Source organism: Bradyrhizobium genomosp. I (2014) (assembly GCF_000261685.1).
Lineage (GTDB): Bacteria > Pseudomonadota > Alphaproteobacteria > Rhizobiales > Xanthobacteraceae > Bradyrhizobium.
This window is the reverse complement of sequence record NZ_AJQE01000173.1, coordinates 1-14224: the sequence shown is the minus strand read 5'-3', so window position 1 is coordinate 14224 and position 14224 is coordinate 1. Positions and strand designations below refer to the sequence as shown.

Below are 14224 nucleotides of genomic sequence, written 5' to 3'. Positions count from 1 at the left end.
GGTTTCACGCATTTTGGTTTTCAACGTGTTGCCGATTTCAGCACCCGGTCGACCATGGCGGGTGCGAGTCCGAGGTAATTTTTCGGTGAGGTAAGTGCCTCGATCGTGGCGCGGTCGATGCGGCTCGATATCCGTGAATCTGCGGACAGCGCATCGGCAAGGCTCATTCCCTTCTCGTTGGCCTGACGGCAGGCGTCATAGACCACGTCATGCGCCTCCTGCCGCCCGATCTGCGGCGCGAGCCCCATCATGACCGCTTCGGCCACAATCAGGCCGCGGCTGATGGCGAGGTTGTCGTTCATCTTCGCCTCGTCCACGATGAGGCCCGCGAGCGCAAACTTCGCCTGGTGCAGCGCGCCGGCGCTCAGCACGAAGCTTTCGGGGATCGCCATCCATTCGGCGTGCCAGGGACCGGTGGCGCGCTCGAAATCCTGCACCATGGCGTCGAGCATCAGGCCGGCGTGCTGGCGCACCGCCTTGGACGCCGCGAGCATCAGTTCCGACGAGATCGGGTTGCGCTTCTGCGGCATGGTCGAGGAGGCCCCGCGCCCCTTGACGAAGGGCTCGTAGACCTCGGCGAACTCGGTCGAAGCCATGATCATGATGTCGAGCGCGATCTTGCCGAGCGACCCGGTGACGAGGGCGAGGAAGTTCACGACTTCGGCGAATCCGTCGCGCGCGACATGCCAGGTCGAGGCCGGAATGCCCAGCTTCAGCTCGGCGCAAAGTGCCTCCTGCACCTCGAACCCCTCGTCGCCGAGCGAGGCCAGCGTGCCGGCAGCGCCGGCGAACTGACCGACCAGCACGCGCGGCTTCAATTGAACCAGACGCTCGGCGTGGCGATCGAACATCGCGAGCCAGATCGCGGTCTTGTAGCCGAAGGTCACCGGCAGCGCCTGCTGGAGATGGGTTCGCCCCGCCATCGCCGTGTCGCGATGGCGCTTCGACAGATCAGCGAGGATCTTGCGCAGCTCGGCGACGTCACGTTCGACGATCTCGAGCGCGGCGCGCAGTTGCAGTACCACGGCGGTGTCCATGATGTCCTGCGTGGTCGCGCCCCAATGCACGTAGCGGCCGGCCTCGCCGCATTGCTTCACCATCTGATGCACCAGACGGAGGATCGGATAGCCGACGACATCGGTCTCCTGCCTGAGCAGATCGAAATCGAGCGCGGCGACGTCGGTCCGCGCCGCGATCGCTGCGGCCGCCTCTCGTGGGATCACACCGCACTTCGCTTCCGCCTTCGCCAGCGCCACTTCGACCTCGGCATAGCGCGCGACCGTCGCGACGTCGGAGAACACCTCGCGCATCTCAGGCGTGCCGAAGGCGTCGCGAAACAGCATGGAGTCGAGCACGGTGGTGGAGGCGGTGAAAGCGGGCATGGGCGTTTCTTTGCGGTTCGTGTTTTGTGTGAAGACAGATTACGCGGGCCGTGCTGCTCGGCAATGGACATTCGCAGCTTCGCCACGCACCTCGGGATGAGGATCGATTGCGGACGGAGATACCCGGTCAACACGTCGCCCGCAGCGATCTGGCCCCAATCGTCCGGCATGGCTGCCATCACGCGATCGCGATGAACCAGGGGCCCCCTTCGGCAGACATACGATTTTCGACCCGAATTTCATTTTGTCATATTGCTTTCCCGATTGCGCAATGAGGCCTGAGTTTTCGACGTGCAGTTTCTGTTCCGGGACCACCTTCTCGATACCGACCGGCGCGAGCTGAGCCGCGAGCAGGTTCCCATTGCCGTGGAGCCGCAGGTTTTCGATCTCGTCGTCCACCTCATGCAGAACCGCGACCGGGTGGTCAGCAAGGACGAGTTGATCGACAAGATCTGGCACGGGCGCAGCGTCTCCGAATCCACCCTGACCAGCCGGATCAACGCGGCGCGCAAGGCGATCGGCGACAATGGCGCGAGCCAGGCGCTGATCCGCACCATCACCCGCAAGGGCTTTCGCTTCGTCGGCGACGTCGAGGCCAAGGAGGCCAGGTCCGGGGCAATCGCGCCGGAGCCCGGCCGCGGGGCGGCGCAGCCCCCTCGGGTCCCCCTCGCGCTGCCCGAGCGCCCCGCGATCGCCGTGCTGCCCTTCACCAACATGAGCGGCGAGGCCGAGCAGGACTATTTCTCCGACGGCATCAGCGAGGACATCATCACCGCGCTGTCGAAGCTGCGATGGTTCTTCGTCGTCGCGCGCAATTCCTCCTTCGTCTATAAGGGCCGCGCCGTACACATCCACGAGGTCGCGCGGGAACTCGGGGTGCGCTACGTGGTCGAAGGCAGCGTGCGGCGGAGCGGCGAGCGGGTGCGGATCTCGGCCCAGCTCAACGACGTCTCGACCGGCAGCCATCTCTGGGCCGAACGTTACGACCGAGAGCTTGCCGACATCTTCGCCGTGCAGGACGAGATCACCGAGGCGATCGTCGCCGCGATCGAGCCGCAGCTCTACGCCGCCGAAAGCTTCCGGGCCCAGCAGAAGCCGCCGGGCAGCCTGGATGCCTGGGACCTCGTGATGCGCGCGCTGTCGCATTACTGGCGCATCAGCCGCGAGGACAATGCCGCAGCGCAAGGGCTGCTGGAACAGGCCGTCGCAATCGATCCCGCCTATGGCAAGGCGCTGGGCCTGCTCGCGACCAGCCATATCTTTGGCGCGCATATGGGCTGGGCCGACATGGCCGCGACCGTGCCGGTCGCCGAACGTGCGGCGCTCGCGGCGGTGGAGGCCGATCGCGAGGATGCCTGGGCCCATCACGGCCTCGCTTACACCTATCTGTTCCGCCGCCGCTTCGACGACGCGCTGGCGGAATTCGAACTGGCCTTGACGCTCAATCCGAATTTCGCGATGGCGCATGCCTTCCACGGCGTGACGCTGTGCTATGCCGGACGATGGCAGGACGGCGACGCCGCCGCCCGCCGCGCGCTGCGCCTGAGCCCGCGCGACCCGCTCGCGGCGATCTATTGCGGAGTTGCGGCCTATGCCAGGTTCGTCGGCCGCGACTACGAGGGGGCCGTGCAGATGGCACGGGAATCGATGCGCCAGCGCGGAGATTTCGTCGGCGCGCACCGCGTGCTGACCGCCGCCGCCGGCATGTTGGGCGATCCGGCGCTCGCGGCTTCCGCGCTGGAAGGCCTGCGCCGCGCCCAGCCCGAGGTCTCGCTTGCCTGGATCACGCGCGAGCTGCCGATGCTGCGGGAGGAGGATCGTGCGCATTATCTCGAAGGCTTGCGGCGCGCGGGAATGACGTGACAGCGGCGCCACGACGACGGCGCACCTTCTCCCATTGCAGCCGCGATCGCGGACCAAAGCACGATCCGGAAAAGTGCGAAGCGGTTTCCCTCGCGACAAACGCGGAACGCGTTTGCGCGGAAATCATGGGCAAACGACAACCTAAAGCGCGATGACGATTCATCCAGATCTCGTCGCGCTTTGGGCGCTAATCGTCGTCAGGCCCGAACAGCCTGATCTGGGGGAAGCCGCCGCGCGGCCGGCTGGCGTAGTCGCGCGCATCGGAATCCTCGCGGACATTGCGCGCGACGTCGTCCCAATCGGTGCGGTCGCGCAAGCCGCGCGGCTCGCGGGAATGGCGATGCCGTTCGGCCCAGCGCTCGCGGCGCTCGGCTCGGCGCCGTTCGGTCGCGGCACGCTTCACGTCGGAATCCCTCGCCTTGGCATAGGCGTTGTTCGACGAGGATGACGGCTCGGTCGCGGCCTGCTGCTCGGCAGATTCTCCTGCCTGCGGGAACGGCGCGGGCTTGGATTGTTGCCTGGGCTGCTCGACCGCAGCGGCCTGCGAAGGCTGCGGCACCGGCGGTTCAGCATTCGCCTGCGAGGCTTGCGTGTCAGGCGTTGCGGCTTCAGGCTTTGCTTCGGCCCGCGCCGGCGCAGTGATCATCGCGCCAAAGGCTCGCGAGCCGGTGAGATAATTCACACGCTCCGACTGCGCGTTCGTGGTCGCCGGCCCCCCCGTGCGCTGCGTCACCTTGCTGGTGTCCGGGCCCTGCTTGGACGCGACCGGATTCATGATGTTGCCGGCAACGATGCCGCCGCCGAGACCAATGGCGATGGCTGCGATGATGGTTCCGGCACCGACAAAATAGGCTGTCGAGGCGCGCATTTCATCCACTCCCTCTTTTGGAGCGGGCAACGCGCGGGGATTACCAGATGTTCCTGATGGCCGCGGCTCCTCCAGGAGGAAGCCGCGCGTATCAGATCTGCTGGGCGACCTTCTCGAGCCCGATGAGGCGAGCGAGCTTGCGCACTTCTTCCTTCTGATCGTCACGGAGCTGGAACAACAGCGGCATCGCGGCCGACTTCAACTGCTGCACCTCGTCGCAATTCGGATCGATCTGCGAACCGGGCGGCGCGTTCGGATTCGACAGCCTGTTCGCCTGGATCTTGCGGGCGACGTTGCGAAGCGCGGTCGCGACCGAGGGCCAGTAATATTCCTGCGACGACGACAGTTTCAGGCGACCCCTGATGCCCTCGATCTGCACGTCGGACAGCAGCGAATAGGCCTTCTGCGGCTGCGGCTTGGCGACCACCTTCGGCTTGGCCGGAACTTCGACGGCCGGAACCTCCGCCGCGGCCGGTGCCTCATGCGCGCTCGGCTTCGGCATCGGGAAATCGGAGGGCGTGGCGGCGGCGAAGGCCTGGCGCAGCGGCTCGGTCAGGACAGGCGTCTGCGAAAGCTTGTCGGCAGCCACCTGCACCGGCTCGATCGCGGCCGAAGCGAGCGCGAGCGTCGGGACGAGGCGATCAGCCTTGGCGGCGCGGTTGGTTGCCAGCGGCTTGGGCGGGGGCGTCTGGGCGATCATCTCGGCGCTGACGCTGGGCACGCTGTCGCGGCCGAGAATGGCAGTGGTTGCGGCGCCGAGGACGAGGAAACAGGTCAGCGCGACGATGGTGATGGCTTTGGACAAACGTCTCTCCGCGTCCACTTCAAGTCCACGTGATCACTGCCCGCAAACTGGGCGATAAATAAGGCTTAACGGTGCCATCGCGGCGGCAAATCGCGCGGACTGCGGCGACATCGGCCGGAAAGTTCAAGGTAGTCAGGCCGCTGCTGCGAGATCATAGGCGTCCTGGATGTCGGCCACGATCTCCGAGGCCTCCCAGACCGCACGCGGCTCGACCGATTGCAGCGTCACCGTCCAGTTGCCGCCGCGGCGGGTCCGGGGGACGCTGACGATGTCGAAACGGACGTTGCGGCACAGCGGGTGGCGGGCCAGGGCATGGGCGACGCGGACGCGGATTTCGTCCAGCGTCGCGGCTGTCTTGCTGTCGAGAAAATCGAAGTCCATCGCCTGTCCCTCTCGTCCTGATTGGCGGCCGTGAGGGAATTCTTGGCGGGGGTTGGTTAATCTGCCGTTAAGTGAGGAGGCGCGGAGCCATGCGGGATTAACCGTGATCGGGCCGCCGACGCCTCACATCGGCATGGCCGGGCTGCCACCTACCGGCCGTCCGCCGCGTGGTATTCGGCGATTGTCCGCGCAAGGAGATCGTCGACGGCAGGCACATCGGTCACCCCCGACGTCGTGTGTCCGCCGCTCCAGATGTCGCGCCAGCGCTTCGGACGGCTCTCGCGCGCGGCGACGTTGATATCCTTGCCGATGTCGATCGCCCCACGCACCGGCAGATCGTCGGGATCGAGGCCGGCCGCGACGATCGATGGCCTTAGCATGCTGGTCTGCAGGCCCGTGAACGCCGTGGTGAGGAGGATGTCGTCGGCGCTGCTGTCGACCAGCATCTGCTTGTGACGGTCGTCCGCCATGCTCTCCCGCGTCGCGATGAACTTCGTGCCCATATAAGCGAGGTCGCAGCCGAGCACTTCGGCCGCATGCAGCGCATGGCCGTCGCTGATCCCGCCCGCGAGCACGATGACGCCGTCATAGAACGCGCGCACCGCGCGGACGAAGGCAAATGGATTGAGCCAGCCGGTCTGGCCGCCGGCGCCCGCAGTGAGCAGTACCAATCCGTCGGCACCTGCCTCTGCCGCGCGCTCGGCATGGCGGATGGAGGCAACATCCGCCAGCACCAGCGCGCCGGCATCATGGAGCGGCTTCAACACGGACGCGGGCGAGCCGACCGAGGTGATGACGATCTCCACCTTGTGCCGCAGCAACATGGCGAGATCCTCTTCCAGCCGCGCATTGGAGCGGTGCACGATCAGGTTCGGACAGAGCGGCGCGACCTTGCGGCCGACTTGATCTTCGTGCCGCCGCAGCCGCGTCTCGATCTCGGTGAGCCATTCATCGAGTTGTTCCGTGCCGCGGCAATTCGCGGTGGGAAAGCTGCCGATCACCCCACTGCGGCAGGACGCGACCATGAGCTCGACGCCCGACACCAGAAACATCGGCGCCGCGATCAGCGGCAGGGCGAGACGGTCGCGGAAGCGTTGCAGTCGATCTGATGGCATGCATGCCTCCCTGCGCGGGCTTTGTCGTTCCCTCCCGCAGTCTCTGTGCTAGCGTCGTCAGCAACATTGGCACGCCAGGAGCCGGTGACAAAGCAACGAGGAAACATATGTCTGATCCGCTCCACGCATCGTCCCCGGCTTGTGCGCAGACGCTACGGGCGCTGTCGCGCTTTCCCGAGCGCACCGCTTTCGCATGGCCTGAGGGATCGCTGAGCTATCAGGGCACCATCGACCTGATCGGACGCATCCAGGGCGTGTTCATGCGGCTTGGATTACAGCCCGGCGCGCGCATCGCATTCCTCACCGCGAACCGTGCCGATACCTGGTGCGCCGGCGTTGCCGCGCAGTTGGCCCGGCTCTGCATCACCTGGCTGCATCCGCTGGGATCGCTGGAGGACCAATTGTTCCAGCTCGAGGATTCCGAGGCCGAGATGCTGGTGGTCGATGCCGCCGCCTTCCGCGACCGCGGCGGCGAGCTCTCCGCGCGGGCGACCTGGCTCAAGGCGGTCTTCACCGCGGGCCCCGCCGACTATGGCGTCGATCTGCTGGCCGCAATCGAAACTGCGGGACATGCGAGCCCGCTGTGCCTCGCCGGCGCCGACGATCTCGCCACGCTGAACTACACCGGCGGCACCACCGGAAAATCGAAGGGTGCGCTGCGCTACCATCGCGAGAACAGCGGGGCCGCTGGCGCGATCCTCGCCGACTTCGAGATTCCGGAGGCTGCGCGCTATCTCACGGTCGCGCCTATCAGTCACGTCGCGGGCACAAAGGTGCTGCCAACCCTGATGCGCGGTGGCACCGTGCACATGCTGAGGGGGTTCGATCCCGAGGCGGTGCTGACGACGATCGCACGCGAGCGGATCAATTTCACGCTGTTCGTTCCGACCATGATCTATGTGCTGCTCGATCAGCCCGCGCTCGGCAAGACCGACCTCTCCTCGCTCGAGCTCGTGCTCTATGGCGCCTCCGCGATGTCGCCGAGCCGCCTGCTCGAGGGCATCGAGCGCATCGGGCCGGTGTTCTCGCAGCTCTACGGCCAGACCGAATGCTATCCCGTCTCGGTGCTGCGCAAGGCGGATCACGACCCGAAGCACCCGGAGCTGTTCCTGTCCTGCGGCTTCCCGATCGCGGCCTGCGAGGTCAGGATCCTCGACGACAACGACCAGGAAGTGAAGACGGGCGACGCCGGCGAGATCTGCGTGCGCGCCCCGCACGTGATGGCGGAGTACTGGAAGCGCCCCGACATCACCGCCGAGACGCTGAAGAACGGCTGGGTCCACACCGGCGACATCGCGCGCAGGGACGAGCACGGCTACATGTTCATTCTCGACCGCAAGAAGGACATGATCGTCACCGGCGGCTTCAACATCTTCCCGCGCGAGGTCGAGGACGTGCTGTCGCAACACGCGGACGTCGCCATGGTCGCGGTCGTCGGCATCCCCGACGAGAAATGGGGCGAAGCCGTCACCGCCATCGTCGTGCCGCGCGAGGGGGCAAAGCCCGATCCGGACGAGTTGATCAACCTGGTCAAGACGCGAAAGGGCTCGGCGCATGCCCCGAAGCAGATCCGGTTCGTCAAGCAGCTGCCGATGACCGGCGTCGGCAAGGTCGACAAGAAGGTATTGCGTGCGGGGTTCTGGAGCGGGAGGGACCGGATGGTGGGGTAAATCCCCGGGATTTTACGGTGTCATTGTGGCCCCGGCACCACAATGCGGGACCGAGTGCGCGTTCGCGATGGCCGCGCGATTGCCGGCGAATCAGGGAATCAACTAGACCGCTGACGGGGCTGGGAAGCGGAGTAGGATATGAGAGTCGCTTCCCTGGAAAGTGCCGTCGCCGCGATCACGTTGATCACGGCTATCATCGTGGTGCTGTGGGAGATCAAGATCTTCTACGGAATGTGAACTGGCAGGATGCCTGCGTCGCCCCAGAGACCTCCGGACAAGGGGCTCGCGACCAAACATCCCTTCCGCGGCGGCGGAAGCCTGCCGTTCAATCGGGAGCGAACACGGCATTCGCCGTCACGTTCACCGCTTCTCGATCACCAGACTCTGCACCGCGCGGCCGAAATATCCCTGCCTGTCCGCCAGCCGCGACATCGCGAGGCCCGCGCCGTCGGGCCCGATCCAGGAATCGCCGTCGAGCAGGATCCATTCGCCGACCGGCTGACGTGAAAAGCTGACGGTGAGATCGGCGTTGATGTAGGTCCAGGCGCGGAAGTCGAGCGTCGAGGCGGTGCCGTTGGAGAAATCGGCGGCGACCACGGCGCGCATCGCCTGCGAGACCGCTTCACCGGCGATCAGCGGATGGTCGACGCGAAACCAGATCGCGCCGGCGCCGGCCTGGCCGAAGCGGCCGCGCGCGGCGCGCATCGAGACCGATCGCACGAAGGGGCTGGTGGCGGCGTGTCCGTCCTCGACCAACGAGTCCTCCGGCGACGGCAGCGTAACCGGCAGCTCCTCGACGTCATCGGGCAGGTTCAGCACCTGGCGCCTGACCTTCAGCACGGTGGCTCCGACGACCTGTACGCCGTCCGCGAGCAGCTTGATGCCGCAGAGCTGGATCTTGCGGCCCTCGCGCAGGACCTCGGTCACGATCGTGAGCGGCGCGACCGGCACCGGACGCATCAGATCTATGGTGACGCGCGCGATGTCCATCGCAACAGGCGTCGGAATGCGTTCGGCCGCCCATGTCACCAGCGAAGCCGGTGCCGAGCCGTGCTGCATGCGCCGGTCCCAGGGGCCGGCCGCATCCGGACTGGTGAGGACGCTATTGCCGTCTACGCGGTAGATGGGGGTCATGTGGTGCTCATTCTCGCGGCGCGTTCCCCGGACGCCGCACAGCGCGCAAGCGGTGCGCTGCTGATCCGGGGTCCATTCGTTGAACGATGGGCCCCGGCTCTGCGGAGCGGCATTTCATGCCGCACAGCGTCCGGGACCCGACTATGGCAATGGCGGATCGACCGCCTCGTCGTATTCCTTCTTGAAACGCGCGATCAACTCGGCCGCCGGCACGACCTTGTCGATGCTGCCGATGCCCTGGCCGCTTCCCCAGATCTCCTTCCAGGCCTTTGGCTTGGCGCGCTCGCCGGAGGCGTCCGTGCCGAAATTCATCTTCGAAGGATCGGACGTCGGCAGGTTGTCCGGATCCATGCCGGCAGCGAGGATCGAGGGCTTCAGATAATTGCCGTGCACCCCGGTGAAGAGGTTGGAATAGACGATGTCGTCGGCGCTCGAGCCGGCGATCATCTCCTTGTACTTCTCGACCGCGTTGGCCTCCTTGGTGGCGATGAAGGCCGAGCCGATATAGGCAAAGTCGGCCCCGAGGATGCGTGCGGCGCGGATGGCCTTGCCGTTGCCGATCGCCCCTGACAGCGCGATCGGACCGTCGAACCATGTTCGCGTTTCGGCGACGAAAGCCAGCGGCGAGATGGTGCCGGCATGGCCGCCGGCTCCGGCCGCGACCAGGATCAGGCCGTCGGCGCCCTTCTCGATCGCCTTGTGCGCGAATTTCTGATTGATCACATCGTGAAAGACGATGCCGCCCCAGCCGTGCACGGCCTGGTTCATCTCCTCGCGCGCGCCGAGCGAGGAGATGATCATCGGTACCTTGTACTTGGCACAGAGCTGCATGTCGTGGTCGAGCCGGTTGTTCGACTTGTGCACGATCTGGTTGACCGCGAACGGCGCCGACGGCTTGTCGGGATGGGCGCGGTCATACGCCGCCAGCTCTTCGGTGATCCGCGCCAGCCATTCGTCGAGCAGCTCCGGCGGCCGCGCGTTCAGCGCCGGAAACGAGCCGACCACCCCCGCCTTGCACTGTGCGATCACGAGATCTGGCACCGAGATGATGAAGAGCGGCGAACCGATCACCGGGATCGACAGGCGCCCCTTGAACAAGGCGGGCATGGACATTGCGAAGCGATCCTTTGTTGACAGTCAAAATCGACGATTGGAATGATACCAACAAGGCAATCTTTCCACTGTCAAGTATTGCGTTTTGGCGCCGTGGCGGAGGGGCTGGCGCAATTCCAAGCAGCGGAATTCTTAGCCCATCTGCCTCCTCCGTCATTGCGAGCGCAGCGAAGCAATCCGGTCTCTTTCCATGGAGACAATCTGGATTGCTTCATCGCAAGGGCTCCTCGCAATGACGCGCGGAGAAAGCATCGATCGCCCATGAACGCCGGCGGTCGATGCGACGACCGCCTACCCGACCAGATCCGGATTGATCAGCCGCTCGAACGAGAACATCTCGTCCCACTTCTGCTGCGTGAGCAATTTGCGCTCGACCACGACGATCTGGTGCAGCGACTTGCCGCTTTTGTAACCTTCGCGCGCGATCTCGGCGCACCGCTTGTAGCCGAGCAGCGGCTTCAGCACCGTGACGATGCCGAGCGAATTCAACACCATGTTGCGGGTGTGCTCCTCGTTGGCGGTGATGCCGACGACGCAATTCTCGCGCAGGCTGTTGACCGCGCGCTCCATGGTCCGGATCGAGAAGAACAGCGCGAACGAGATCACCGGCTCCATCACGTTGAGCTGGAGCTGGCCCGCTGAGGCCGCGAGCGTCACCGTGGTGTCGAGCCCGATGACGAGGAAGCTGGTCTGGTTGACGACCTCGGGGATCACAGGATTGACCTTGCCGGGCATGATCGAGGAGCCCGGCTGCAACTGCGGCAAGTTGATCTCGTTGAAGCCGGCGCGCGGGCCGGATGCGAGCAGGCGGATATCGTTGCAGATTTTCGTCAGCTTGCTCGCCGTGCGCTTCAGGACGCCGGAAAGCTGCACATAGGCGCCGGTGTCGGAGGTCGCCTCGACGAGATCGCCGGCAAGCACGAAGTCGACGCCGGTGAGCGCGCTGAGGTGCCGGACCGCGAGCTTGGGATAACCGACCGCGGCCGTGACGGAGGTGCCGATCGCGGTTGCGCCGAGATTGATCTCGCGGAGCAGCGCACGTGCTTCCGAGATGCGGTCGACCTCCTCGCCGATGGTGGTGCCCCAGCCGCGGAACTCGGCCCCCAGCGACATCGGCACCGCGTCCTGCAGATGTGTGCGGCCCATCTTCAGCACGCGGTCGAACTCGCGGCCCTTGGCGAAGAAGGCCTCCTGGAGCTGGCGCAGCGCCGTCATGTAGCTCTCGAGCCGCAGGATCAGCGCCAGCCGAAAGGCGGTCGGATAGGTGTCGTTGGTCGACTGGCCGTAATTGACGTGATCGTTGGGACTGACGTGCTGGTAGTCGCCCTTGGTGAAGCCGAGCGCTTCCAGCGCGAGGTTCGCGATCACCTCGTTGGCGTTCATGTTGGTCGAGGTGCCGGCGCCGCCCTGGATGAAATCGGTGACGAACTGATCCATCATGTCGCCGGCGATGACACGGTCGCAGCCGAGGATGATGGCGTCCGCGACCTTGGCGTCGATCGCGCCGAGATCGCGATTGGCCATGGCAGCGGCCTTCTTGACGTAACCAAGCGCCTTCACGAAGTAAGGCTCCTGGTTCATCGGAATGCCGGTGATGTGGAAGTTCTCCTTCCCGCGGATGGTCTGGACGCCGTAGTAGATGTCGTCGGCGATCTCACGCTGTCCGAGGAAGTCCTGCTCCGTCCGGCTCATGGGCACTCCTTGCTGCTCGCGCGCCGGGCCGCCACGTCAGTTCTGGCACAGCGCGCTGGTCACGAAAGTATCGGTGCGGCAGTCGTCCGGTTTGCGTTGCCTGCCGGGGATCAGGACCTTGGCCGAGCATTTTTCCGCGGAATCGGCGTTCAGGCTTTTGCCTTCCTTGTAACCCCTGCTCTGGCAGAGCTGGTCGGCGGCCTGCCTGCAGTCGGGCGCGCCGTTCGACGAGACCGGGCAGACCACGCGCCCCGACACCATGGTCGAGGGCTTGGCCAGCCGCGACAGGTCATTCATGGTTTCGCTGGGGCTTTTGATCGCCGGCAGGATCGAGGGCAGCTTGTCGAACAGCTTGCCCATTTCATTGATCAGCCCGGGATTTTCCTCGCGCGCCGGCGGAGCGGAAGCAGCCGGCGTCGAGGGCGGCGGCGCGGTCTGCGCTCCCTGCGCTCCCTGCTCCTGGAGGCGGAGCGCAGGCGGGGCGGATTGCGGCCACCCGGTCCCGCCGGCACCGAGCAGGAGCAGCAACGCTGCCGAGGTCAGCGTCCCGAGCCGCAGAACCGGATTGCCGGATCGAACCATCATGACGGCAAACGTAGCCGAAGCCGGCCCGGCGGCAAAGCCGCGGGTTACTACGTGAGCATGATCTTTTCGGAAAACCGCTTCACACTTTTCCGGATCATGCCCTAGATCAGCTTGATCGCGACGACGAAGCCGAGCACCAGCACCACGGCGCCAATCGCGACCCACAGACCGAGATGCTTCTCGATCCGGACCCGGATCCAGTCGCCATAGCGGTTGAGCAGGATCGCCACGACGAAGAAGCGTCCGCCGCGCGCAACGATCGAGCACAGGATGAACAGGATGATGTTATAGCCGGCAAAGCCCGAGGTGATGGTGACGAGCTTGTAGGGGATCGGCGTCAACCCCTTGAGCAGGATGATGACGGCACCCCATTCCGCGTAGGAGGCGCGGAAGGCGTCGACCTTGCCGCCGAGGCCGTAGACCTGGATCAGCCATTGGCCGACCGAATCGAACAACAGCGCGCCGATGGCATAGCCAAGGATGCCGCCGACCACCGAGGTCGCGGTGCAGACCGCCGCATAGAGCCAGGCGCGCTGCGGGCGCGCCAGTGACATCGGGACCAGCATCACATCCGGCGGCACCGGAAAGAAGGAGCTCTCTGCGAAAGCCACGGCTCCCATGATCCAGAGCGCGTAGGGCTTGTGGGCGGCGTCGATGCACCAGTCGTAGATACGTTTCAGCATGGCGCCGCGATCAAGCACCATGGGACGGATTTGTCCATGCCGAGATTGAGGCGAATTATGACGTTTCGAGCATGATCCGGAAAAGTGTGCAGCGGTTTTCCGAAAAGATCATGCTCAACAAGAGGCTAAAGCGTGATGACCATTCACCCTGATCGCATCGCGCTTTTAGTGGCGCTTGCGTGCGGCACGGCCCTCGAGCGCGACAATTGGCCGCCCGGCGGCCACGCGCGGCGAGGCGACCTTGGGCAGCTTCATCGACGACTTCGGCAGCTTCTCGGCGATGCCGAGCATGTCTTCCCGCCGCGTCATCTCGCGCCAGACGTCCTCGGGACGCACGCCGGCAGAGGCCCAGAGCACGGTGAGATTGTACAACAGGTCGGCGCTTTCCCGGATCACGGCCTCGCTATCGCCGTTGACCGCATCGATCACGACTTCGATGGCCTCTTCGGCCAGCTTCTTCGCCATTTTCGAGGGGCCGCGCTGAAACAGCCGGGCCGTACGCGATATTGCCGGATCAAGATCCCTGGCCGCGAGCACAGCCAGATATAGCCGCTCAAGGGAATCACTCATGGTACTCAAAACTACTCTAAACAAATGGCGAGCGTGTTAACGCACGACAATAAAAGCAGAAAACAGGCCGGCGCGGCAAGCGCGCCGGCCCGTCATGGTCAACCCATGGATACCGAGCTAGTAGCAGTTCTGATAGTAGCCCTGGCCGCAGAGCTCGGACGGAGCCGTGCCGCCATAGCGCTGATACTGGTAGTTCGGACCCGGACCATAATAGGGACCGTAGGCCGGAGCGCTGTAATAGACCGGACCGCCGTAGTAGCCGTAACCCGGACCGTAGTCATAGGCGTAGGCATTGCGGCTGGCCGCGATGGCGAGCCCCGTGCCGATGGCGGCGAAGGCCGCAGCTGCAGCGGCGCCGCCTCC

14 protein-coding genes are annotated in these 14224 nt (G+C 65.3%); 2 read left to right on the top strand and 12 right to left on the bottom strand.

Translation table 11 applies throughout. The features are described 5' to 3' along the window. Positions 1 to 20: 20 nt before the first annotated feature. The gene (locus IC50_RS16580; RefSeq protein ID WP_035706738.1) at positions 21 to 1382 is read right to left on the bottom strand and encodes a class-II fumarase/aspartase family protein; all 1362 of its coding nucleotides are present in this window, start codon (positions 1380 to 1382) and stop codon (positions 21 to 23) included. Positions 1383 to 1673: 291 nt separating this feature from the next. On the opposite strand from IC50_RS16580, the gene IC50_RS16575 reads away from it, so the two are divergent. Further along, a complete protein-coding gene (locus IC50_RS16575; RefSeq protein WP_035706735.1) occupies positions 1674 to 3245 on the top strand; it encodes a winged helix-turn-helix domain-containing tetratricopeptide repeat protein in 1572 nt (523 codons plus the stop codon). A gap of 187 nt (positions 3246 to 3432) precedes the next feature. Here the strand turns inward: IC50_RS16575 and IC50_RS16570 are convergent, their stop codons facing one another. The 4 genes from IC50_RS16570 to IC50_RS16555 all read right to left on the bottom strand — a co-directional run bounded on the left by IC50_RS16570 (position 3433) and on the right by IC50_RS16555 (position 6414). Continuing rightward, complete coding sequence (locus IC50_RS16570) at positions 3433 to 4113, bottom strand: hypothetical protein (protein ID WP_035706733.1); 681 nt, start codon at positions 4111 to 4113, stop codon at positions 3433 to 3435. Between the two features lie 91 nt (positions 4114 to 4204). Beyond that, a complete protein-coding gene (locus IC50_RS16565; protein ID WP_035706730.1) occupies positions 4205 to 4918 on the bottom strand; it encodes a hypothetical protein in 714 nt (237 codons plus the stop codon). Positions 4919 to 5050: 132 nt separating this feature from the next. After that, positions 5051 to 5299 carry a hypothetical protein gene (locus IC50_RS16560; protein WP_035706727.1) on the bottom strand — a complete coding sequence of 83 codons (249 nt, stop codon included), beginning with the start codon at positions 5297 to 5299 and terminating at the stop codon, positions 5051 to 5053. A 149-nt stretch (positions 5300 to 5448) separates the two neighbouring features. After that, positions 5449 to 6414: an NAD(P)H-dependent flavin oxidoreductase gene (locus IC50_RS16555; RefSeq protein ID WP_035706724.1), complete on the bottom strand. Its 966-nt coding sequence runs from the start codon at positions 6412 to 6414 to the stop codon at positions 5449 to 5451. Positions 6415 to 6521: 107 nt separating this feature from the next. Here IC50_RS16555 and IC50_RS16550 point away from each other — a divergent pair, with 107 nt between their 5' ends. After that, positions 6522 to 8084, top strand: a complete 1563-nt coding sequence (locus IC50_RS16550) for an AMP-binding protein (RefSeq protein ID WP_035706722.1) — start codon at positions 6522 to 6524, stop codon at positions 8082 to 8084. Positions 8085 to 8444: 360 nt separating this feature from the next. Here IC50_RS16550 and IC50_RS16545 read toward each other — a convergent pair whose 3' ends face one another. From IC50_RS16545 to IC50_RS16515, 7 genes are all read right to left on the bottom strand, one after another. Then, positions 8445 to 9218 carry a thioesterase family protein gene (locus tag IC50_RS16545; protein ID WP_035706719.1) on the bottom strand — a complete coding sequence of 258 codons (774 nt, stop codon included), beginning with the start codon at positions 9216 to 9218 and terminating at the stop codon, positions 8445 to 8447. 141 nt (positions 9219 to 9359) lie between these two features. Next, positions 9360 to 10331, bottom strand: coding sequence for an NAD(P)H-dependent flavin oxidoreductase (locus tag IC50_RS16540; protein ID WP_035706716.1), 972 nt, complete (start codon positions 10329 to 10331; stop codon positions 9360 to 9362). A 291-nt stretch (positions 10332 to 10622) separates the two neighbouring features. Beyond that, the gene (locus tag IC50_RS16535) at positions 10623 to 12023 is read right to left on the bottom strand and encodes an aspartate ammonia-lyase (RefSeq protein ID WP_035706714.1); all 1401 of its coding nucleotides are present in this window, start codon (positions 12021 to 12023) and stop codon (positions 10623 to 10625) included. A 36-nt stretch (positions 12024 to 12059) separates the two neighbouring features. Continuing rightward, positions 12060 to 12608, bottom strand: a complete 549-nt coding sequence (locus IC50_RS16530; RefSeq protein ID WP_035706710.1) for a hypothetical protein — start codon at positions 12606 to 12608, stop codon at positions 12060 to 12062. A gap of 101 nt (positions 12609 to 12709) precedes the next feature. After that, positions 12710 to 13312 (bottom strand): YqaA family protein, encoded by a 603-nt coding sequence (locus IC50_RS16525; RefSeq protein WP_081492454.1) that lies wholly within the window; start codon positions 13310 to 13312, stop codon positions 12710 to 12712. Between the two features lie 144 nt (positions 13313 to 13456). Next, on the bottom strand, positions 13457 to 13861 hold the full coding sequence (hisE, locus tag IC50_RS16520) for a phosphoribosyl-ATP diphosphatase (RefSeq protein WP_035706709.1): 405 nt from the start codon (positions 13859 to 13861) through the stop codon (positions 13457 to 13459). A 117-nt stretch (positions 13862 to 13978) separates the two neighbouring features. Further along, positions 13979 to 14224 (bottom strand): hypothetical protein (locus IC50_RS16515; RefSeq protein ID WP_035706707.1); only part of this gene is annotated, 246 nt, incomplete at its 5' end.